Here is a 24,910-nt window from a genome sequence, read left to right on the forward strand (position 1 = left end):
CCTCTGTTGCACCCATGAACGACATGACCCTCCCGCCCGTGCCCGCCGCTGACGACCTGGGCGTCGCCGCGACGCCACCCACCGCCCGCGTCGCCGACGGCGAGGCGGTCCGTCTGTCGTTCACGCAGGAGCCGCTGTGGGTGCTGCAGCGCCTGGGCGAGCGCATGACCGCCTACAACCTGCCACGCGTCATGCGCCTGCGCGGCCCGCTGCGGGCCGAGGCCCTGCAGCGCGCCTTCGAGGCGGTGATCGCGCGCCACGCCATCCTGCGCACCCGCTTCCTCGAACGCGACGGCCTGCCGATGGCCGTGGCCGAGCCGCAGGTCGCGTTCACGCTCGGGCAGACGGATGTCTCGGCGCTCGCGCCGCAGGCGCGCGAGGAGGCGATCGCGCGCGAGGTGCAGGCCACGCTCCACCACGTTTTCGATCTGGCGGTCGCGCCGGCGATGGTGGCGCGGCTGCTGAAGCGGGGCGAGGACGACCACGTCCTGGTGCTGTGCCTGCATCACATCGTGTCGGACGCATGGTCCAACCCGGTCTTCGCCGCCGACCTGTCGACGGCCTACGGCCTGGCGCTGCGGCAGGCCGGCCCGGTCCAGCTGCCACCGCTGCGCCTGCAGTACGCGGACCACGCGGTCCGCCAGCGCGAGACGCTGGCGCGCGGCGGGTTCGATCGCGCGCTCGCCCACTGGAACGCGCAGCTCGGCCCCGAGGTCCCGGTGCTGGCCTTGCCGACCGATGCGCCGCGTCCCGCGATGCCGTCGTTCCGCGGCACGTCGATCGACTTCGCGCTCGAGCCCGCGCTGGAGGCGGCGCTGCGCCAGTTCTGCCGCGCCGAGCGCTGCACGCCCTTCGTCGTGCTGTTCGCCGCCTGGCAGCTGCTGCTGGCGCGTTTCGCGCGGCAGTCGGAATTCGCCGTCGGCGTGCCGCATGCGGGGCGCCAGGACGAGGAGTTCTTCGGCCTGATCGGCTTCTTCGTCAACACCCATGTCTATCGCGCCAGGCTCAAGCCCGAGCAGACCTTGCGGGCGCTGTGCCGCCAGATCCGGAGCGACGCGCTGGGCGCGATGTCGCATCCCGACCTGCCGCTGGACCTGCTGCTGGCCCAGCGCAACGAGCGCCGGGATCCGACGCGCTCGCCGCTGTTCCAGGTGCTCTTCGGCGTGCAGATGGGGGACCTGCCGGCGCTGGACTTCGACGAGGTCACGGTCGAGTTCGTCGAGCAAGGGGACGTCAATGCGAAGTTCGACCTGTCGATGAATTTCCAGGTGGGCTCGGCGCGCATCGGCGGCCGGCTCGCCTACAACACCGACCTGTTCGAGGCCTCGACGGCACGGCGGCTGGTCCGCGCCTGCGTGGCGATGCTGGAGACCATCGTGCGCGCGCCTGACCAGATCGTCGGGGCCGTCGGCCTGGCGGATGAGGACGATCTGCGGCGCCTCGCGGCTTGGGGCCTCGGTAAGCCTGCGCCAGTCCCCGTGGGCGCAACGGCGCTGACCGGCTCGTCTTTCGTGCCAGTGCATGAGCATGTTGCCCTGCACGCGCGACGCCATCCGCAGGCCACGGCGCTCGTCCAGGAGGACGACGCGCTGACCTGGTCAGCGCTGGATCGTCGTGTCGACGCGCTGGCGCGAAGGCTGCGTGATCGGAGCATCGGCGCCGACGCGCGCGTGGGCCTGGCCTTCGACCGCTCGATCCCGATGGTCGTCGCGATGCTCGGCGTGCTGCGCGCCGGCGCGGCGTTCGTGCCGCTGGATCCAGCGCTGCCGGCGGAGCGCCTGGATTTCCAACTGCGGGACAGCGGCGCGGCGCTGGTGATCGGCGACGGCGATCCGGTCTGGGCCCTCGGCGTGCCGACGATGCGGCTTCCGACCGACGACGACAACGACGCCGCCCTGGCCCGCTCATCGAGCGGAGCGACTGCCACGGCTACAGCCGCGGCCGTCCATCCGGACCAGGCGGCCTACTTGATCTACACCTCAGGATCGACCGGCCGCCCGAAGGGCGTCGTCGTCAGCCATGGCGCCTTGGGCAACTACCTCGACGGCGTGCTGCATCGGCTGCACATCGACGACCGCCTCTCAAGCATGGCCATGGTCTCGACGGTGGCCGCCGATCTCGGCCACACGGTGCTGTTCGGCGCCCTGCGCGCGGGGCTGACGCTGCACCTGATCTCCGCCGCGCGGGCGTCCGACCCGGATGCCTTCGCCGAGGTGATGCGGCGGGAATCGATCGACGTGCTCAAGATCACGCCCAGTCATCTGCAGGCCTTGCTCGGCGCCCGCGAGGCGGCGGAGGCCTTGCCGCGGCACCGGCTGGTCCTGGGTGGCGAGGCCACGACCTGGGCGCTGCTGTCGCGCATCCAGGCGCTGCGGCCGGCGCTGCGCGTCTTCAACCATTACGGCCCGACGGAGACCACCGTCGGCACGCTCACCCAGGACGCGGCGACCGCCGACCGTTCGGCGGCGACGCTGCCGGTCGGCCGGCCGCTGCCCGGCACGGCGATGCGCGTGCTCGATGCCGACCTGCTGCCGGTGCCGCCGGGGCTGCCTGGCGAGTTGTATGTCGCCGGCCTGGGCTTGGCGCGTGGCTACCAGTCCCGGCCCGGACAGACCGCCGAGCGCTTCGTCGCCGATCCGTTCGACGAGCGGGGCGGTCGCCTGTACCGCACCGGCGACCTGGTGCGCTGGACCGCCGATGGCCAGCTGGAGTACCTCGGCCGGGTCGACCACCAGGTCAAGGTGCGCGGCTTCCGCGTGGAGCTCGGCGAGGTCGAGGCGCAGCTGCGCGCCGACGAGGCGATCGCCGATGCCGTCGTCGACGCCCAGGACGGAATCGGCGGTCTGCGGCTGGTGGCCTACGTCACCGGCCGCGACGGGATCCCGCCGGACCTGGCGGCGCTGCGCGAGCGCCTGTCGCGTGGGCTCACCGATGCGATGCTGCCGTCCGCCTTCGTCGTGATGGACGCGCTGCCGCTGACCCCCAACGGCAAGATCGACCGCCGCGCGCTGCCGGCGCCGGACCGGACCTCGTCCGAGGCGCACGAGCCGCCGCAAGGTCCGGTCGAGACCTCGATCGCTACGGCCTGGGCCGAGGTGCTGGAGGTGCCGCGCGTGGGCCGCGGCGACCACTTCTTCGAACTGGGCGGGCATTCGCTGCTGGCGCTGCGCCTGGTCGAGCGGCTGCGCCGCGACGGCCACCGCGCGCAGGTGCGCCAGCTCTTCGCCCATCCGCGGCTGCAGGACTTCGCGCGGGCCCTCGCGATCGAGCCGGTCGAGTCGGAGTTGATCGTTCCGCCCAACCGCATTCCCGCCGGTTGCGAGGCCCTCACGCCGGAGATGCTGCCGCTGGTGTCGCTGACGCCGGACGAGATCCGCCGCGTCGAGGCGGCGGTGCCCGGCGGCGCCGCCAACATCCAGGACGTCTACCCGCTGGCGCCGCTGCAGGAAGGCATCCTGTTCCACCACCTGATGCAGGCCGACGGCGATGCCTACGTCACCTCGCGCGGCCTGGCCTTCGACAGCCGCGAGCGGCTGGAGCGCTTCGTCGCCCACCTCGACGCGGTGATCGCGCGGCACGACATCCTGCGGACCTCGGTCGTGTGGGAGGGCCTGCGGGAGCCGGTGCAGGTGGTGCATCGCTCGGCGCCGCTGCGGCTGCATTGGCTGGACGGGGAGGGCGCCGTCGCCACTGCCGACGCCGAACACCGGCTGAAGGCGCATGTTCACCGGAGCCGGCTGCGCATCGATGTCCGTGAGGCGCCAATGATTCGAGCGACGGCCGTCGAGGTGGCCGCTGAGGTGGCGCCGACCGCAGAGGTGGCGGTGGCCGCGGAAGTGGCGGGGGAGTTGGCGGTGGAAGAGGCCAATGGCGCACCGCCCGCTGGCGCAGTGCAGGGCGGCGCCAGCGCATCGGCTCGGACCGGCGCGCCCGGCCGCTGGCTGCTGCAGCTGTCGCGCCATCACCTGGTGTCCGACCACACCACGCTGGAGCGCATCGTCGAGGAGATCGGTCTGATGCAACGCGGCGCGGCCGCTGAGCTGCCGACGCCGGTGCCGTTCCGCGAGCAGGTCGCCCGCGCGCGCCTGGGGATGGGGCGCGAGGCTCACGAGGCCTTCTTCACCGCGCTGCTGCGCGACGTGGAGGAGCCGACGGCGCCCTATGGGCTGATCGACGTGCGCGGCGATGGCACCAGCGTGCACGAGGCGCGGCGGACGCTCGACACCGCGCTGGCGGACCGGATCCGCCAGGAAGCGCGACGGCATGGCGTGGGCGCATCGGCGGTGTTCCACCTGGCCTGGTCGCTGGTGCTGGCGCGCGCGACCGGGCGCGATGACGTGGTCTTCGGCACGGTGCTGCTCGGCCGCATGCTGGCGGGGCGCGACGCCGGGCGCGCGCTGGGCCTGTTCATCAACACGCTGCCGCTGCGGCTGCGGGTCGGGCCGCTGGGCGTCGCGGCGAGCCTGCGCCTGGCGCAGGCCGGACTGGCCGATCTGATGCGGCACGAGCACGCGCCGCTGTCGCTGGCGCAGCGCTGCAGCGGGTTGCCGGGCGGCACGCCGTTGTTCTCCGCGCTGCTGAACTACCGCCACAGCCGCCGCCAGCCGGTGAGCGCCGTGCTCGACGGGGACGGCATGCGGCTGCTCGACGGCGAGGAGCGCACCAACTATCCCTTCGCGCTGTCGGTGGACGATTTCGGCGATGGCTTCGGGCTGGTGGCGCAGGTCGATCGGACGCTCGATGCCGAGGCCATCGGGGCGCAGGTGCTGGCCGCGGTCGAGGCGGTCACGCGCGCGCTGGCCGAGAACCCCGATCAGCCCTTGTGCGAGCTCGGTAGCCTGGATCCGGCGGCGCTGTCGCAATGGCACGCATGGAGCGGCGGCGATGCGATTCAGGCGGCGGTCGCCGCGACCGTCCCTGAGCTCATCGAGCGGCAGGCCCACGCGCGGCCCGAGGCAGTCGCGGTCATCGCCAGCGACGGCCGGCTCACCCGCGCGCAACTGGAGGCTCGCGCGAACCGCCTGGCACATCGGCTGATCGCACGTGGCGTGACGCCGGAGTCACGCGTCGGCCTGGCGCTGCCGCGTTCGCTCGACATGATCGTCGGCCTGTTGGCCATCCTGAAGGCCGGCGGCGCCTACGTGCCGCTGGATCCGTCGTATCCGTCGGCGCGCTTGCGCCACATGATCGAGGACAGCCGCATCGAGCTGCTGCTCACACAGGCCGACGTCCTCGATTGCATGCCGGTGTCCGAGGGCGTGCCGACGCTGTGCATCGATCAACCGGACCGCCCCGACGCTTCGGCGTGCGACGAGCTGCCGCTTCCGGCGCTCGCGGCCGACCAGCTCGCCTACGTCATCTACACCTCCGGTTCGACCGGCCGGCCCAAGGGCGTGGCCGTCGCGCACGGGCCGCTGGCCATGCACCTGCAGGCGATCGGCAAGCGGCTCAAGCTCACCCCCGAGGATCGCCTGCTGCAGTTCGCGTCGATCAGCTTCGACGCGGCCGGTTCGCAATGGATGGCGCCGCTGATCCACGGTGCGGGCGTCGTGCTGCTGCCGCGGGACGGCTGGTCGACCGAGGAGGTCGCCCGCACCGTCCGTCGCGAGGGCGTGACGGCGCTGCACCTGCCGCCGGCCTATCTGCGGCAGCTCGCGGCTGAGCACGCGGGCGGGCGGCTTCCGGTTCGGTTGTGCATCGCCGGTGGCGAGGCCTGGTCCGCCGCCGACTTCCACGCGGCGCGCGACGCCTTCCTCCCGCGGCGCCTGGTGAATTCCTATGGCCCGACCGAGGCGGTGATCACGCCATGCGCCTGGGACGTTCCGGCCGAGGAGATCGAGCGCCTCGGCGACCGGCCGACCGTGCCGATCGGCCGCCCCGTCGGCGACCGGACCGCCCGCGTGCTCGACCGCCATCTGTCGCCATGCCCCGCCGGCGTGCCGGGCGAGCTCTATCTGGGCGGGACCGGCCTGGCGCGCGGCTACCTCGACCGCGCCGGCCTGACGGCCGAGCGCTTCGTCGCCGATCCGTTCGGCGCGCCGGGCTCGCGGCTGTATCGCACCGGCGACCTGGTGCGCTGGAGCGCCGATGGCGAGCTGGAGTACCTCGGTCGCATCGATCATCAGGTCAAGGTGCGCGGGTTCCGCATCGAGCTGGGCGAGGTCGAGGCCTCGCTCAAGGTCCTGCCGGAACTGCGCGACGCTGTGGTCGTCGCCGCACCGGGCGCGAGCGGCACGCGGCTCGTGGCCTATGTCGTCGCGAGAGAGGGCCGTGTGGCCGACCCGGCTGCGGTGATCGCTGAGGTCGCGCGGACGCTGCCCGACTACATGGTGCCGGCCGCGGTCGTCGTGCTGGAGGCCCTGCCGCTCAACCCGAACGGCAAGGTCGATCGGCGCGCGTTGCCTTCGCCGGAGCCGCAGGTCGCCGACGTGTTCGAGGCCCCTCGCGGAGAGATTGAAGCGGCCGTGGCGACGCTGTTCGCCGAGGTGCTGGGCTTGGCGCGGATCGGTCGCGACGACAACTTCTTCGCCGCAGGCGGCGATTCGATCCTGAGCCTGAAGGTCGTCGCGTTGGGGCATCAGCGCGGCTGGCGCCTCCTGCCGCGGCATGTCTTCGAGCATCCGACGGTCGCGGCGCTCGCGCGCGTGGTAGCGGAGATCCACGCGGACAAAGCAGGGGCTGCGATCGCGCCGTCCGTTGCGCCGTCCATCACCTCGAGCGTGCGGTCCGCCGTCGTGCCGCTGGGCGACAAGGCCCGTGCGGCAGGCATGCCGCTGTCATTCGCGCAGCAGCGTCAATGGTTCCTGTGGCAGCTGGACCCGACCAGCACCGCGTATCACATCGCTGGCGCGCTGAACCTGCACGGTGCGCTGGATGTCGACGCGCTACGCAACAGCTTCGATTTGCTGGTGCGGCGGCACGAATCGCTGCGCACCGTCTTCCGGCTGGGCGAGGGCGGCGCGGTGGAGCAGCGGGTGCAAGCACCCGGCACGGCCGGAGTGGCATTCACCCTGCTCGCCGACGAAGCGCAGGCGCGACGGCTCGTCCAGACGCCGTTCGACCTGACCACCGGTCCGCTGATCCGTGTCGGCCTGCTGCGGCAGGGCATCGATCGGCACCAACTGGTCGTCGTGATGCATCACATCGTGTCCGACGGCTGGTCGATGCGCGTTGTCGTGGACGAGGTCTTCGCGGACTACGCCGCCGCCGTGCGGGACGAGGCGACGACGCTGGCGCCCTGGCCCATCCAGTACGCGGACTTCGCGGTGTGGCAGCGCCAGTGGGGCGCAGGGGCCGAGTGGCAGCGCCAGCTGGATTACTGGCGTGAGCGGCTCGGCGCGGAGCAGCCGGTGCTGCAGCTGCCGGCCGATCATCCGCGTCGGCCCGATGGCCGCTACCGGGCCGCGCGTCACGCCTGGACGCTGCCGCCGGCGCTGTCGGCGCGCCTGCGGCAACGCGCCCGCGACGAGGGCGCGACCCTGTTCATGGTGCTGCTGGCCGGCTTCCAGGCGCTGCTGAGCCGCTGGACCGCGCAGACGGAGATCCGCGTGGGCGTGCCCATCGCCAACCGCGACCGGCCGGAGATCGCGCCGGTGGTCGGCTTCTTCGTCAACACGCAGGTGCTGGACAACCGCATCGGCGCGCGGATGCCGTTGGCGCGAGTGCTGGCGCAAGCCCGCGAGGCCGCGATCGGCGCGCAGGCCCATCCGGACCTGCCGTTCGAGCAACTGGTCGAAGCGCTCCAACCGGAACGCACCTTGGGCGTGCATCCGCTGTTCCAGGTGATGTTCAACCACCAGCGCGGGGAGGACCTGACGGCGCGCCGACTGCCGGAGCTTGAGATCGAGCCGGGCGCCCTGGCCGAGCGCGAGGCCCAGTTCGAGCTGACGCTGCACACGACCGAACTGCCGACCGGCGACATCGAGGCGAGCTTCAGCTACGCGGCTGAGCTGTTCGAGTTCGACACGATCGAGCGCATGGCGGGACATCTCGTGGCGATGCTGGAAGCGATCAGCGCGACGCCGGAGCGAGCCGTCGGGGATGTGGTGCTGATGTCGTCGGAGGAGTTCGAGCGGCTGGAGCGGCTGAGTGTCAACGGCGATGAGGTGGCGGAGGCCGTGCCGATGCACCGCCTCATCGAGCGCCAAGCAGCGATCGATCCGCACGCACCTGCGCTGGTTTTTGGGCAGAGCGCGCTGAATCGCGGTCAGCTCAATGAGCGCGCGAACCGACTCGCGCATCGCCTCATCGCGCTGGGCGTGCGACCGGACTCGCGCGTAGGGCTGGCCATCGAGCGCTCGTTGGAGATGATGGTCGGCGTGCTGGCCATCCTCAAGGCCGGCGGCGCCTACGTGCCGCTCGACCCGGAGCTTCCCGCCGATCGGCTCGCCTACATGCTCGAAGACAGCGGCGTGGCGCTGGTGCTGACGCAGCCGCATCTGCGCGCGAAGCTGCCGGCGGGGCAGGGCGTCGATTTGGTCGACATCGAGGCCGCGGAGAGCGCCGATGAACGTCCGGGCGCATCGCTGGCGAATCCCAACGTCGAGATCCACGGCGAGAACCTCGCCTACGTGATCTACACCTCCGGCTCGACGGGGCGGCCGAAGGGCGCGGCCAACCGCCATGTCGCGTTGCATAACCGTTTGGCCTGGATGCAGAAAGCCTACGGGCTGAGCGCGGCTGACACGGTGCTGCAGAAGACGCCGCTGAGCTTCGACGTCTCGGTGTGGGAGTTGTTCTGGGCGTTGGCGGAAGGCGCACGACTCGCTATCGCCGCGCCGGGCGATCACCGCGATCCGCAGCGGCTGGTCGAGCTCATCAACGAGCACCAGGTCACCACGATCCACTTCGTGCCCTCGATGCTGCAGGCCTTCCTGGCCCATGACGGCGTCGAGGCCTGCACCTCGCTACGGCGCATCGTGTGCAGCGGCGAAGCGCTGCCAGCCGAGGCGCAAGCCGCCGTGTTCCGCCGGCTTCCTAAGGCGGGCCTCTACAACCTGTACGGCCCCACCGAAGCGGCCATCGACGTCACGCACTGGACTTGCCGGGACGATGGTCGCAGCCAAGTGCCGATCGGCGCGCCGATCACCGGCATCTCAACATGGGTGCTCGATGGCGACCTCAACGCGGTGCCGCCGGGTGTTCCGGGCGAGCTGTACCTGGGAGGCATCGGCCTGGCGCGCGGTTATCACGATCGCGCCGGACTCACCTCCGAGCGCTTCGTCGCCAATCCGATGGCCATCGACGGCAGCCGGCTCTATCGCACCGGGGACTTGGTGCGATGGAACGCCGAAGGGCAGCTCGACTACCTCGGCCGCATCGATCACCAAGTCAAGATCCGCGGCTTCCGGATCGAGCTGGGCGAGATCGAAGCGCAGCTGCTCGCGCAGCCCGGCGTGCGCGAGGCCGTGGTCGTGGCGCTGCAGGCGCCCACCGGCGCGAGGTTGGTGGCATACGTCTCTGCGCATGCGGCGGCGCTGGCGCAGCCCGGAGCGACGGCGCAGCGCGACGGTGCAATCGACACCGACATCCTGCGCGAGGCGCTCAGCCGGGCCTTGCCGGAGTACATGGTCCCCAGCGCCATCGTCGTGCTGGACACGCTGCCGCTGAACCCCAGCGGCAAGGTCGATCGCAAGGCGCTGCCGGCACCGGATCTCCACTCCGCATCAGCAGCCGCCTACGAGGCACCACAGGGTGAGGTCGAGACCGCCATCGCCGCGGTCTGGGCCGACGTGCTGGGCTTGCCGACCGACCAGGTCGGCCGCCGCGACAACTTCTTCTCGCTGGGCGGCCACTCGCTGCTGGCGCTGAAGGTGCTCGATCAACTGCGCGGCCGAGGCCTCCGCGCTCAGGTGCGGCAGTTGTTCCTCCATCCGGAGCTGGCGGCTTTTGCGCAGTCGATCGACCCACAGGCGGGCAGGGCCTCGGATTCGGCCATCGCCGCCGAAGCGGCCCGCTCAGCCGACGCGGCGCCGCTCGACATCGTCGTGCCTCCCAACTGCATCCCCGACGACTGCACCGAGATCCAGCCGGAGATGCTCACCCTGGTCGACCTCGACGCGGCCGCGATCCGCCGCATCGAAGCGGCGATCCCCGGCGGCGCGGCCAACATCCAGGACATCTACCCGCTGGCGCCGCTGCAGGAAGGCATCCTCTTCCACCACCTGCTGCAGCGCGACACCGACGCCTACGTGACCGCGCACCTGATGCGCTTCGACAGCGAAGCGCGGCTGCGCCGGTTCATCGACAGCTTCGATCGCGTCATCGCGCGCCACGACATCCTGCGCACCGCGATCCTGTGGGAGGGGTTGGACGAACCGCTGCAGGTCGTGTGCCGCGAGGCCCGCCTGGACATCGTCTGGCTCTCGCCGACGGACGGCCCGGTGGCCGAGCGCCTCGAGGCGCTGGGCCGACCCGGCTCCGGCCGCATCGACGTGCGGCGCGCGCCGCTGCTGCGCGCCGTGGCCGGCTTCGACGCCGGCAGCGGTCGCTGGCTGCTGCAACTGTCCAGTCACCACCTGGTGACGGACCACAGCACGCTGGCCGGCGTCGTCGAGGAGATTGCGCTGATCCAGCAGGATCGCGAGGCCGAGCTGCCTGCACCGGTGCCGTTCCGGCGCTTCGTCGCGCACGCCCGCCTCAGCGTCAGCCGCGCCGAGCACGAGGCCTTCTTCGGCGCGATGCTGCGCGACGTGACCGAGCCCACCGTGCCCTTCGGCGTGGCCGATGTGCGAGGCGACGGGTCGCGGCTGCGACAGTCGCGACTGGCACTGCCCGCCCCGCTGGCCAGCCAGGCGCGTCGCATGGCGCGTCAACAAGGCGTGGGCGTCGCGGCGCTGTTCCATCTCGCCTGGGCCCTGGTGCTGGGCCGCGCGAGCGGCCGGACCGACGTGGTCTTCGGCACCGTGCTGCTCGGCCGCCTGCAGGTCGACGACGGCGCGGCGCGCGCACTGGGCCTGTCCATCAATACGCTGCCGCTGCGCCTGCGGGTCGGCGACCAATCCGTCGCCGAGGGGCTGCGCGACGCCCACGCGGAGCTGTCCGCGCTGCTGCGTCATGAGCACGCCAGCCTGTCGCTGGCGCAGCGCTGCAGCGGACTGCCGGGTGGCACGCCGCTGTTCTCGGCGCTGCTGAACTACCGGCACGCCCACCGACGCCGTGATGCGTCCTCCGCCGCCTGGGACGGCATGGAGATCGATGCCGCCCAGGAACGATCGAACTATCCCTTCGGCCTGTCGGTGGACGATGACGGCGAAGGCTTCGGCCTCGTCGCGCAGGTGCATGAGTCGCTGGATCCCGAGCAGGTCTGCGCGCTGATGCACGCGGCGGTGAGCAGCCTGGTCGATGCATTGACGCATCGACCCGCGCAAGCCCTGTGCGCGCTGGACGTCCTGGATGACGCCGCCCGCGCGCGCCTGTCCCGCTGGGGCGTCCCGGTGCCGCGCTTCGACGGCACGCCGCCGGTGCCCCGCCTTGTCGAGCGCCAGGCCGTCGAGCGCCCTGACGCGGTGGCGCTCCTCTTCGGCGACGAGCAGCTCAGCTATGCGCAGTTCAACACCCGCGCCAACCGCCTGGCGCATCGCCTGATCGCGCTCGGCATCCGCCCCGAGGACCGCGTCGGCCTGGCCGTGCAGCGGTCGATGGACATGGTGGTTGCGCTGCTCGCCATCCTCAAGGCCGGCGCGGCCTACGTGCCGCTGGACCCGTCCTATCCGGCCGAGCGGCTGGCCTACATGGTCGAGGACAGCGGCATCCGGCTGCTGCTGACGCAGCAGGCGCTCGCGGCGCGGCTGCCGTCGACCGACGGCCTCGCGGTGCTGGCGCTGGACGGCGAGGACGCCTTCACCGGCGCCGAGTCGGATCCCGCCGTCGAGATCCACCCGGAGCACCTGGCCTACGTCATCTACACCTCCGGTTCGACCGGCCGCCCCAAGGGCGTGGCAGTCACGCACGGCCCGCTGGCGATGCACGTGCAGTCGATCGGCGAGGTCTACGGCATGACGCCGGCCGACCGTGAACTGCAGTTCGCGTCCATCGCCTTCGACGGCGCGCACGAGCGCACCTGGGTGCCGCTGGCCTTCGGTGCCGCGCTGATGCCGCGTGACCAGGAGCTGTGGCCGGTGGAACGCACCGCCGCCGAGATCGAGCGCCACGGCATCACCATCGCCTGCTTCACGCCGGGCTACCTGACGCAGATGGCCGAGCTGCTCGGCGAGGCCGGCAGCCGGCTGCCGATCCGGTCCTACACGGTCGGCGGCGAGGCGATGTCGCGCGCCAACCTCGACCTCGTGCAATCGGTGCTGAAGCCGCCGCGCATCATCAACGGCTACGGTCCGACCGAGACCGTCATCACCCCGACCGTCGGCATCGCGCTGGTGGGCGAGCGATTCGCCGCGCCTTACATGCCCATCGGCAGGCCGGTCGGGGACCGGCAGGCGCGCGTGCTCGACGCTGACCTCAATCTCTGCCCGCCCGGCGTGCCCGGCGAGCTCTACCTGAGCGGCGGTCTCGCGCGGGGTTACCTCGGCCGGCCCGGCGCGAGCGCCGAACGCTGCGTCGCCGATCCCTTCAACGCCACCGGCGGGCGGATGTACCGCACAGGCGACCTCGTCCGCTGGAACGAAGAAGGGCAGCTCGAATACCTCGGTCGCATCGACCACCAGGTGAAGGTGCGCGGCTTCCGCATCGAGCTGGGCGAGGTGGAGTCGCAGCTTCGGCTGCAGGTGGGCGTGCGCGAGGCCGTTGCCGTCGCGGCCGAAGGGGCGGGCGGCGCGCGGCTGGTGGCCTACGTCTCGCCGCTTCCTGGCCACGCGCTGGACCCACGCGCGCTTCGCGAGGGCTTGGCCCGCGTGCTGCCGGACCACATGGTGCCGGGGCTCTTCATCGTGCTGGACGCGCTGCCGCTGAATCCCAACGGCAAGGTCGACCGCAAGGCGCTGCCGGCGCCGCAGGCCGATGCCGGACGCCCCCATGAGCCGCCGCGCGGCGAAACGGAGACGGCGCTCGCCGCGCTGTGGGCCGAGACGCTGGCCGTGGAGCGCGTCGGGCGCGACGACAACTTCTTCGAATTGGGCGGCCATTCGCTCGCCTTGATGAAGCTGCAGATGAAGGTCCAGCGCCGCTTTGGCGTGCAACTGCCGCTGCGCGCGTACTTCGAGAGCCCGACGCTCGCCGATGCCGCCGCGCGCGTGCAGCGCGAGAGCGAGGCGCTGGCCGCCGCGCAGGGCGCGGACCTCGATCGCATGGCCGCGCTGCTGGATACCTGGGAGAACTGAATGAGCACCCTCGACAAGAACGACACGATCGCGACGACCGACGCGGCCCCGGCCCAGGCTCCGAGCGCACCGTCCGCCGATCCCCGGCGCGCGCTGGCCGAGCGCTTCGCGCGCCTGCCGGCGGAAAAGCAGCGGGGCTTCCTGCAGGCGCTCAAGGCGCAGGGGATCGACTTCGCGATGCTGCCCATCGTGCCGGCGCCGCTCGAGACGCGCCCGCTGTCGTTCGCGCAACTGCGGCAGTGGTTCCTGTGGACGCTGGATCGGACGAGCACCGCGTATCACTTGTCCGGCGCGCTGACGCTCGAGGGCGAGGTGGATGCCGCCGCGATGCGCGACATCTTCGCGGCGCTGGTGGCGCGCCATGAATCGCTGCGGACGACCTTCCATGCGGATGCCCAGGGACAGGTCGTCCAGAGGGTCCACGCCGCCGGCGACATCGGCTTCGGGTTGGAGATGATCGACCTGCGGGAGGGCGAGGGCGGTGAGGGCGCCAAGGGCAGCGAGGGCCGCGAGGGCAATGATGCGATCAAGTCCCGCACCCGCGCGGAGGTCCGCCGTCTGGTCGACACGCCGTTCGAGCTCGAGCGGGGCCCGCTGCTGCGGGTGGCCTTGCTGCGCCAAGGCGCGCGGCGGCAGGTGCTCGTCGTCGTGATGCATCACATCGTGTCGGACGCCTGGTCGATGAAGGTCATCGTCGACGAGTTCATCGCGCAATACGGCGCCCGGGTCCGCGCCGAGACGCCGTCGATGACCGCGCTGCCCATCCAATACGCCGACTACGCCGCGTGGCAGCGGCACTGGCTGGAGGCCGGTGAGCGGGAACGGCAGCTGGCGTACTGGGTGGCGCAGCTCGGGGGCGAGCAACCGGTGCTGCAGCTGCCGACGGATCGCCCGCGGCGGGCCGATGGGCGTTATCGGGCGGCGCAGCATGGCGTGGAGCTGCCGGCGGCGCTGGTGCGCGGCCTGCGGGCACGCGCGCAGGCGCAGGGGGCGACCTTGTTCATGGCGCTGCTTGCCGGTTATCAGGCGGTGCTCGGCCGCCATGCGGGGCTGGCGGAGGTGCGCGTCGGCGTGCCGGTCGCCAACCGGCAGCGGGTCGAAACCGAAGGCGTGGTCGGCTTTTTCGTCAACACGCAGGTGCTGCGCAACCGCGTGGACGGACGTCGGTCGCTGGGCGAGGTGCTCGATCAGGCGCGGGAGTCGGCCTTGGGCGCGCAGGCGCATCAGGATCTGCCGTTCGAGCAACTGGTGGATGCGCTGCAGCCTGAGCGCACGCTGGGCGTGCATCCGCTGTTCCAGGTGATGTTCAACCATGGCAGCGCGGGCGCGCAGGGGCCCATGGCGCTGCCCGGATTGCGATTGACGCCGTACGCGCTGGGCGAGCAGACGGCCCAGTTCGAGCTGATGCTGACGACGACCGAGACCGCGGAGGGCACGGTGCGCGCGAGCTTCAGCTACGCGGCCGAGCTGTTCGAGCCGGCGGCGATCGAGCGGATGGCGGGGCATTTCGTGGCCATGCTGGAGGCGATCAGCGCGACGCCGGAGCGAGCCGTCGGGGACGTGGCGCTGATGTCGCCGGAGGAGCTCAAGCGGCTGGAGCGCCTGAGCGTCAATGGCGATGAGGTGGCGGAGGCCGTGCCGATGCACCGTCTCATCGAGCGCCAAGCGGCGATCGATCCGCATGCACCGGCGCTGGTTTTTGGGCAGAGCGCGCTGACTCGCGGTCAGCTCAATGCGCGTGCGAACCGCCTGGCGCATCGGCTCATCGCGCTGGGCGTGCGCCCGGACTCGCGCGTGGGACTGGCCGTCGAGCGCTCGTTGGAGATGATGATCGGCGTGCTGGCCATCCTGAAGGCCGGCGGCGCCTACGTGCCGCTGGACCCCGAGCTGCCCGCCGATCGATTGGCATACATGCTCGAAGACAGCGGCGTGGCGCTGGTGCTGACGCAGCCGCATCTGCACGCGAAGCTGCCGGTCGGCGAGCGCGTCGAGTTGGTCGACATCGACCCCGCGGAGAGCGCCGATGAACGTCTGAGCGCATCGCCAGCGAATCCCGACGTCGAGGTCCACGGCGAGAACCTCGCCTACGTGATTTACACCTCCGGCTCGACGGGGCGGCCGAAGGGCGCGGCCAACCGCCACGTCGCGTTGCACAACCGATTGGCCTGGATGCAGCGAGCCTACGCGCTGAGCGCGGTCGACACGGTGCTGCAGAAGACGCCGCTGAGCTTCGACGTCTCGGTGTGGGAACTGTTCTGGGCGCTGGCCGAAGGCGCTCGCTTGGCCATCGCGGCGCCCGGCGATCACCGCGATCCGCAGCGGCTGGTCGAGCTCATCAACGAGCACCAGGTCACCACGATCCACTTCGTGCCATCGATGCTGCAGGCCTTCCTCGCCCACGACGGCGTGGAGGCCTGCACCTCGCTGCGGCGCATCGTGTGCAGCGGCGAAGCGTTGCCAGCCGAGGCGCAAGCCGCCGTGTTCCGCCGGCTTCCGAAGGCGGGCCTCTACAACCTGTACGGCCCCACCGAAGCGGCCATCGACGTCACGCATTGGACCTGCCGCGACGACGGCCGCAGCCAAGTGCCGATCGGCGCCCCGATCACCGGCATCTCGACGTGGGTGCTCGATGGCGACCTCAACGCGGTGCCTCCCGGCGTGCCGGGCGAGCTGTACCTGGGAGGAATCGGCTTGGCGCGCGAATATCACGACCGCGCCGGCCTGACCTCCGAGCGCTTCGTCGCCAATTCGATGGCCACCGACGGCAGCCGGCTCTATCGCACCGGCGACCTCGTGCGATGGAACGCCGAAGGGCAGCTCGACTACCTCGGCCGCATCGATCACCAAGTCAAGATCCGCGGCTTCCGGATCGAGCTGGGCGAGATCGAAGCGCAGTTGCTCGCGCAGCCCGGCGTGCGCGAGGCCGTGGTCGTGGCGCTGCAGGCGCCCACCGGCGCGCGGCTGGTCGCCTACATCTCGGCTCAGGCGGCCGCCCCGGTGGAGCCAGCAACTTCAGTGCGGTCCGGAACCTCCGTGCCGATGGGTGCGTCGGCGCAGCCACGGGGCGCGCTGGACACCGACCAGCTACGCGAGGCACTCGGCCGGACCCTGCCGGAGTACATGGTCCCCAGCGCCATCGTCGTGCTCGACACGCTGCCGCTGAACCCCAGCGGCAAGGTCGATCGCAAGGCCCTGCCGGCGCCGGACCTCCATGCCCAGTCAGCGGCGGCTTACGAGGCCCCGCAGGGCGAGGCCGAAGCGACCATCGCGTCGATCTGGCGTGACCTGCTCGGCGTGGAGCGCGTCGGCCGGTGGGACAGCTTCTTCGAATTGGGCGGGCACTCGCTGCTCGCGATCCAGCTGCAGGCGAGACTGCGCCAGTGCGGTTGGCCATCGGAGATGCGGGCCTTGTTCCTTCATCCGCGACTCGCCGATTTCGCGTCAGCCGTGGCCCAGTCGGCGGGCGTGGCCGTCCCCATCGCAGACCCCGACGCCAATGCGGCGACCATCCCGGCCGGCTGCACCGCACTCGAGCCGGGCATGCTGCCGCTGGTTGAGCTCGACACGGCCGAGCTGCGGCGCATCGAGGCCGCGATCCCCGGTGGCGCGGCCAACATCCAGGACATCTACCCGCTCGCGCCGCTGCAGGAGGGCATGCTCTTCCATCACCTGATGCAGGAGCAGGGCGACGCCTATGTGATTTCGCTGCTGCTGCGCTTCGACGGCGAGGCACGGTTGACGCGTTTCATCGACGCGCTGAATCAGGTCATCTCGCGTCACGACATCCTGCGCACCGCGGTCGTGTGGGAGGGGTTGCGCGAGCCGGTGCAGGTCGTCTGCCGCGCGGCGCCGCTGACCCTCGAATGGCTGCCGATCGACGAGGCCGACCGCGCCGCGGGCCGTGCCGCGGAGCGGCTGGCGGCCCACGTGGATCGCCGATCCTTCCGCATCGACGTGCGCCGAGCGCCGATGGTGAGGGCCATCGCGGTCCACGATGCGGCCAGTGGCCAGTGGCTGCTGCAGCTTCCCAGCCATCACCTCGCGCTCGACCACACGGCCGAGAAGCTGATGATCGAGGAGATCGCGCTGATCCTGCAGCAGCGTCATGCCGAGCTGCCCCGGCCAGTGCCGTACCGCCGCTACGTGGCGCAGGCGCGCGCGGGCATGAGCGGGGACCAGCACGAGGCCTTCTTCCGGCAACTGCTGGGCGGCGTGGACGAGGTGACCGCGCCTTTTGGCCTCGTCGACGCGCGACTCGATGGAAGCGCGAACGAGGAGTCGCGCCTGACCTTGCCGGCGGCGCTCTCGACCGAGTTGCGCGAGCAGGCGCGTCGCCAGGGCGTGAGCGCGGCGACCTTGTTCCACCTCGCCTGGGCGCTGGTGCTGGCGCGCACGGCGGGGCGCGACGACGTGGTCTTCGGCACGGTGTTGTTCGGCCGCATGCAGGGCGGGGACGAGGCGCATCGTGCGATGGGCATGTTCATCAACACGTTGCCCCTGCGGGTCGAGCTGCGCGGGCGCAGCGTCTCGCAGGGCTTGCGGGAGACGCATGAGCGGCTCACCGGCCTGCTGCACCACGAGCACGCACCGCTGTCGCTGGCCCAGCGCTGCAGCGGGTTGCCCGGTGGCACGCCGCTGTTCTCCAGCCTGCTGAACTATCGCCACAGCGGTCCGCGCCGCGGCGAGGACGGTGCGGACGCGGTGTGGGACGGCATGACGCTGGTCGGCGCGAAGGAGCGGACCAACTATCCGTTCACGCTCTCGGTCAATGACCGCGGGGAGGTCTTCGAGCTGGTGCTGCAGGTCGAGCGCTCGGTGCGTGTGGCGCGGATGCAGGTTTATCTGGAAGCGGCCGTGCGCGGCATCGTCGACGCGCTGACTGCGGGCGGCGGGCAAGCCTTGCATGCGCTGAGCGTGATCGGGCCGGAGGAGGCTGCGACCCTGACGCGTTGGAGCGAGGTGCCGCCGTCTGCTGACGAGGCCGTGCCGATGCATCGGCTGATCGAACGCAAGGCGGCGATCGATCCGGATGCACCGGCGCTGGTCTTTGGGCAGAGCACGCTGACACGCGGTCAACTCAATGGGCGTGCGAACCGTCTTGCGCATCGCCTCATCGCGCTGGGGGTGCGCCCGGACTCGCGCGTGGGACTGGCCGTCGATCGATCGATGGAGATGATGGTCGGCGTGCTGGCCATCCTCAAGGCCGGCGGCGCCTACGTGCCGCTGGACCCCGAGCTGCCCGCCGATCGGCTGGCCTACATGCTCGAGGACAGCGGCGTGTCGTTGGTTCTGACGCAGTCGCATCTGCACGCGAAGCTGCCGGTCGGGCAGGGCGTCGAGCTGGTCGATATCGACGCGACCGTCGCCGCTCAGGCCTCGCAGGACACGCGCGGTCGCACCGACCGTGCGGCCGAAGCCGCCGATGAGGCGGTCAGCGATGGTGAGAGCGATGCATCGCTGGCGAATCCCAACGTCGAGGTCCACGGCGAGAACCTCGCCTATGTGATCTACACCTCCGGCTCGACGGGGCGGCCCAAGGGCGCGGCCAACCGCCACGTGGCGCTGCACAACCGGCTGGCGTGGATGCAGAAGGCCTATACGCTGAGCGCGGCCGACACAGTGCTGCAGAAGACGCCGCTGAGCTTCGACGTCTCGGTGTGGGAACTGTTCTGGGCGTTGGCCGAAGGCGCACGACTCGCTATCGCCGCGCCGGGCGATCACCGCGATCCGCAGCGGCTGGTCGAGCTCATCAACGAGCACCAAGTCACCACGATCCACTTCGTGCCCTCGATGCTGCAGGCCTTCTTGGCGCACGACGGCGTGGAGGCCTGCACTTCGCTGCGCCGCGTCGTGTGCAGCGGCGAGGCGTTGCCGGCCGAGGCACAAGCCGCCGTGTTCCGACGCCTTCCGAAGGCGGAGCTCTACAACCTGTACGGTCCGACCGAAGCGGCCATCGACGTCACGCACTGGACCTGCCGCGACGATGGTCGCAGCCAAGTCCCGATCGGTGCGCCGATCACCGGCATCTCGACTTGGGTGCTCGATGGCGACCTCAACGCGGTGCCTCCCGGCGTGCCGGGCGAGCTGTACCTGGGAGGCATTGGCCTTGCGCGCGGTTATCACGACCGCGCCGGGCTCACGTCCGAGCGCTTCATCGCCAATCCGATGGCCGTCGACGGCAGCCGGCTCTATCGCACCGGCGACTTGGTGCGATGGAATACCGAGGGTCAACTCGACTACCTCGGCCGCATCGACCACCAGGTCAAGATCCGCGGCTTCCGGATCGAGCTGGGCGAGATCGAAGCGCAGTTGCTAGCCCAGCCCGGCGTGCGCGAGGCCGTGGTCGTGGCGATGCAGACGCCCACCGGCGCGAGGTTGGTGGCATACGTCTCTGCGCACGCGACGGCGCTGGCGCAGCCCGGAGCGACGGTGCAGCGTGACGGTGCAATCGACACCGAAATCCTGCGCGAGGTGCTCAGCCGCAGCTTGCCCGAGTACATGGTCCCCAGCGCCATCGTCGTGCTCGACACGCTGCCGCTGAATCCCAGCGGCAAGGTCGATCGCAAGGCGTTGCCGGCCCCCGATCTCCATACCGCATCGGCAGCCGCCTACGAGGCACCGCAGGGCGAGGTCGAGGCTGCCATCACCGCGGTCTGGGCCGACGTGCTCGACGTGGACATCAGCCGCGTGGGCCGTCACGACAACTTCTTCGAAGTCGGCGGAGATTCCATCCTCAGCCTGCAGATCATTGCCCGCCTGCGTCGCACCGGATGGCATCTGACGCCGCGGCAGATCTTCGAGTTGCAGACGATCGTCCGTCTCGGCGTTGCGGCGCAGCGGATCGACGACGGCGCGCCGGCAGCGCCCGATGCGGCATCACCGCTCGGTCGTCTCGACGACTTCCTCGATGCCGCCGCCATCGCCGCGCTGCCGATCGACCCCGCCTCGATCGAGGACGTCTACCCGCTGGTGCCGACGCAGGAAGGCATGCTGCTGCACTCGGTCGAGGCGCCGGACTCCGGCCTCTACGTGAACCAGCTGAACGTCGAGGTCCGCCACCTCGATCCCGATCGCCTGGAAGCGGCGTGGCGCGTGATGGTCGCGCGGCACGCGATGCTGCGCACCGCCGTGTTGTGGCAACCCGGCATGACGCGACCGCTGCAACTGGTGCTGCGCGAGGCGCCCAGCGCCATGACGCGGCTGGACTGGCGCGGCGAGGCGGACACCGCGCGTCGCATCGCCGACTTCGCCCGCGCCGAGCTCACGCGCCCGATCGACTGGCTCCGCCCGCCGCTCTCGCGGGTCGCCGTGATCCAGCTGGACGAGGATCGCCACCAGCTCGTGTGGACCCGCCACCACCTGCTCTCCGACGGCTGGAGCGACGCCCGCCTGATGGCGGAATGGCTGCGCTGCTACGCCGGCGAGGCGCTGCCGTCGGCGCCGCCGCGCTATGGCGACTTCGTGCGCTGGCTGCAGCGGCAGGATGCCGGCGCGCCGCAGGCCTTCTGGACCGAGGCGCTCGCGGCCCTCGACGGCCCGACGCTGCTGGCCGAGTCCACCCGCGCCGCGCCCGGCCGCTCGAGCTTCGAGAAGCGCTACTCGCGTTTCGACGCCGAGCGGTCCGCGGCGCTGACGGCCTTCGCCCAGCGCGAGCGCGTGACGGTGAACACCCTGGTGCAGGCCGCCTGGGCCGTGCTGCTGCACCGGCACACCGGCCGCGACCGCGTGGTCTTCGGCGCCACCGTCGCGGGCCGTCCCGCCACGCTGCCGGGCGCGGAGGAGATGCTGGGCCTGTTCATCAACACCGTGCCGGTGCCGGTCACATGGGACGCCAGCCAGCGGGTGGGCGACTACCTGCGCGCCGTGCAGGACACCAACCTGCGCCTGCGCGACCACGAGCACGCCGCGCTGGCCGACGTGCAGCGCTGGGCCGGCTCCTCCGGCCGGCCGCTGTTCGACAGCATCATCGTCTTCGAGAACGCACCGATCGACCGCGCGCTGCGGCAGCTCGGCCAGTACGGCCTCGAGTTCGACGAGATCGGTGGGGAAGGCCTGACCGGCTACGCGATGGACCTGCAGGTCGTCGCCGGCGAGCGGCTGGTGATCGAGTACTGCTACAGCCGCCGGGATCTCGACGACGCCTTCGTCGAGAGGCTGCGCACCCAGATGGAGACGCTGCTGGACGGCATGGCCGCCGATCCGTCGGCACCGCTGGGCGAGCTGCGCTGGCTGGACGCGCCGGCGGCACGCGCGCTGCGCGCGCTCGGGCAGGGTGGCGGTGGCCTGGCCGAGCCGCGGCCGGCGCCGGTGCATCGCCTGATCGAGCGCCAGGCCGCCACCCGCGGCGACGCCATCGCGCTGCTGCTGGGCGACGAAGAACTGAGCTACGCCCAGCTGAACGCGCGGGCCAACCGGCTGGCCCACCACCTGGTCCGCCGCGGCCTGCCGCGCGACGCCCGCGTCGGCGTGGCGCTGGAGCGCTCGCTCGACAGCATCGTCGGCCTGCTGGCCGTGCTGAAGGCCGGCGCGGCCTACGTGCCGCTGGACCCGGCCTATCCGCCGGACCGGCTCGCCTTCATGCTGCAGGACAGCGGCGCCGCGCTGCTGCTGACGCAGCGCGGCTTGCGCGCACGACTGCCGGCGGTGCCGGGCCTCGAGGTCGTGACGATGGAGGAGGTCCGCGAGGCGACTGCGGCCGCCACAGCGGCCATAGCGGCCACAGCGGCCACAGCGGCGGACGATGCCGCCAATCTCGCGCTGGCGGACCATCCCGACCACCTCGCCTATGTGATCTACACCTCCGGCTCGACCGGCCTGCCCAAGGGCGTGGCGGTGACACACGGACCGCTGGCCATGCATTGCCTGGCCACGGCGGAGATCTACGGCATGAGCGCCGCCTCCTGCGAGCTGCACTTCATGTCCTTCTCTTTCGACGGTGCCCATGAGCGCTGGCTGACGCCGCTGTGCGTGGGCGCGGGCCTGGCCCTGCGCGACAACGAGCTGTGGACCGCCGAGCAGACCTGCGAGGCGCTGCATCGCTACGAGGTCACCAACGCCGCCTTCCCGCCGGCCTACCTCGGCCAGATCGCCGATTGGGCCGGCCTGCGCGGCGACGCGCCGCCGGTGGAGCTGTACGTCTTCGGCGGCGAGGCCATGCCCAAGGCCGCCTACGACAAGGTCTGCCGCCACCTGCGGCCGCGCACGCTGATCAACGGCTACGGCCCGACCGAGTGCGTCATCACGCCGCTGATCTGGAAGTCGGCCGCGAGCGAGGGCTTCGACTGCGCCTACGCGCCGATCGGCAAGCCGGTCGGGGACCGCGCGATCCATGTGCTCGACACCGACCTGCAGCCGGTGCCGGCGGGCGTCGTCGGCGAGCTCTACATCGGCGGATTCGGCCTCGCGCGCGGCTACCTGGGACGCGCCGGCCTGACCGCGCAGCGCTTCGTGGCCGATCCCTTCGACGCCGCCGGTGGCCGGCTGTACCGCACCGGCGACCTGGTCCGCTGGATGGAGGACGGCAACATCGAATACATCGGGCGCGCCGACCACCAGGTCAAGATCCGCGGTTTCCGCATCGAGCTGGGCGAGATCGAGACCTGCCTGTGCGAGGTGCCCGGCGTGCTGGAGGCGGCGGTCGTGGCGCGCGAGAGTCCGTCCGGCAAGCAGCTCGCGGCCTACGTCGTCGCGCTGGCGGATGTGAGCGAGGCGACGCTGCTGCCCCGCCTGCGCCAGCGCATCGCCGAGCAACTGCCGGAGCACATGGCGCCGGCTCATCTGGTCCTGCTGCCGCGACTGCCGCGCCTGATCAGCGGCAAGCTGGATCGCGCGGCGCTGCCCGATCCGGTGAGCTCGCACGATGGCGACTACCGCGCGCCGCGCACCGAGGTCGAGCAGCGGCTGGCGACGATCTGGCAGGAGGTGCTGGGGATCGAGCAGGTCGGCATCGGCGACAACTTCTTCGAGCTGGGCGGAGATTCCATCCTCAGCCTGCAGGTGATCTCGCGGGTGCGCAACGCCAGGCTCGGCTTCGAACTGCGGCTGCGTGACCTGATCCGCCATCAGACGATCGAGGGCCTGATGGCCACCTTCGCTGGTGCCGGCTCGGCTACGGCGGGCGCGTCGACCACGTCGAACGCGAGGGACGCGTCGACGGCGATGTCGGCTCGCGGATCGGTGAGCGCGGCGGCGGGCTTGACCGGGAGCGTGTCGACGCCTGTCGCCGCCGAAGGCGAGGTGCCGCTCACGCCGATCCAGCGCTGGTTCTTCGAGCAGCCCATCCCGGCGCGTCATCACTACAACCAGTCGGTGATGTTGAGGGCGCCGGCCTGGCTCGACGAGGACCGGCTGCGACGCGTGATCGCGCTGCTCACCCAGCACCACGAGGGCCTGCGCCTGCGCTTCAACCAGGACGCCGATGGCCGATGGACACAGCGCTACGAGGACGCGTCGACCGTGGCGACGGCGACAGCTCCTGATCCGCGCTCCGACGTGCTGTGGAGTCGCGAGGTCGCCAGCCCGGAGGACATCCGGCGCGAGGCCGACCGGGCTCAGCGAAGCCTCGACCTCGCGCGGGGCCCGCTGTGGCGGGTGCTGCACCTGCGGCACGTCGACGGCAGCGCGCGGCTGCTGATCGCCGTGCATCACCTGACGATCGACGGCGTGTCCTGGCGCGTGCTGCTGGAGGACCTGCAGGCCGCCTACCTGGCGCTGGTGGCCGGTACTGAGCCGGTGCTGCCCGCGCGCAGCGCGCCGTTCAAGGCCTGGGCGGAGCATCTGGCGCGCTGGGCGGGCTCGGAGGCGCTGGCCGCCGAGCTGCCGCACTGGCGGCGCGAGCTGGCCGCGATCCCAGACCTGCCGCGGGACGATCCGCAGGCCCCCGCCTGGATCCAGGACCGCCGCACCGCGGCGATGTCGCTGGACGCGGCGCTCACGCGGCAGCTGCTGCGTGTCGCACCCGCGGCCTACGGCGGCGGCGTCGATGCGCTGCTGCTGACCGCGCTCGGGCGGACGCTGTCCGCCTGGAGCGGCCATCCCGAGGCGCTGGTGCTGCTCGAGGGCCACGGCCGCGAAGGCGATGCGGCCGACATCGACCTCAGCCGCACCGTGGGCTGGTTCACGAGTGCCTATCCGGTTCGCCTGTCCGGCCACCAGCAGCCGTGGGCGGCGGCGATTCCGTCGGTGTCCGGCCACCTGCGCGCGGTGCCGAACCGCGGTGTCGGCTTCGGCGTGCTGCGCCACCTGCATGCCGACGAGGCGGTGCGTGCGTCGCTGGCGGCGGTCCAGCCGGGGATCGCGTTCAACTACCTCGGCCAGCTGGACCAGACGCTGAAGGACGGCGCGGGCTTCAGCCGCGCGCACGACTCCGGCGGCATGGCCCGCGACGAGCGCGGACCGCTGCCCTGCTGGATCGAGGTGATCGGCCAGGTGATGGACGGCGTGTTGACGATGAACTGGTCCTACAGCGACCGCATGTTCAAGCCGGCGACGATGGAGGCGCTGGCTGCGGGCTTCCGGGGGCAGCTGGTCGCGCTGATCGACCACTGCGTGGAGGTGGCGGGCCGCGCGGGGACGGCGTGAATGCGGAGATCCGGTGCCTCCCGGCACCGGATCCCGTCCGTGGCGACGCCGACACC

General features: G+C 71.5%; 2 protein-coding genes. Both read left to right on the forward strand.

Annotated features, from left to right (window positions below; all coding sequences use genetic code 11):
- Positions 1 to 23: 23 nt before the first annotated feature.
- Entirely contained in the window at positions 24 to 13,274 is a 13,251-nt protein-coding gene (locus FHT38_RS09725) for a non-ribosomal peptide synthetase (RefSeq protein WP_183491546.1), read from the forward strand.
- The gene (locus tag FHT38_RS09730) at positions 13,275 to 24,854 is read left to right on the forward strand and encodes a non-ribosomal peptide synthetase (RefSeq protein ID WP_183491548.1); all 11,580 of its coding nucleotides are present in this window, start codon (positions 13,275 to 13,277) and stop codon (positions 24,852 to 24,854) included.
- Positions 24,855 to 24,910: the final 56 nt, after the last annotated feature.

Origin of the sequence: Mitsuaria sp. BK041 (genome assembly GCF_014193085.1) — a bacterium.
In the GTDB taxonomy this organism is placed as follows: Bacteria; Pseudomonadota; Gammaproteobacteria; order Burkholderiales; family Burkholderiaceae_C; genus Roseateles.

Coding starts and splice junctions, on each gene's coding strand:
- FHT38_RS09725 (WP_183491546.1), top strand. CDS start 24: ATGACCCTCCCGCCCGTGCCCGCCGCTGACGACCTGGGCGTCGCCGCG.
- FHT38_RS09730 (WP_183491548.1), top strand. CDS start 13,275: ATGAGCACCCTCGACAAGAACGACACGATCGCGACGACCGACGCGGCC.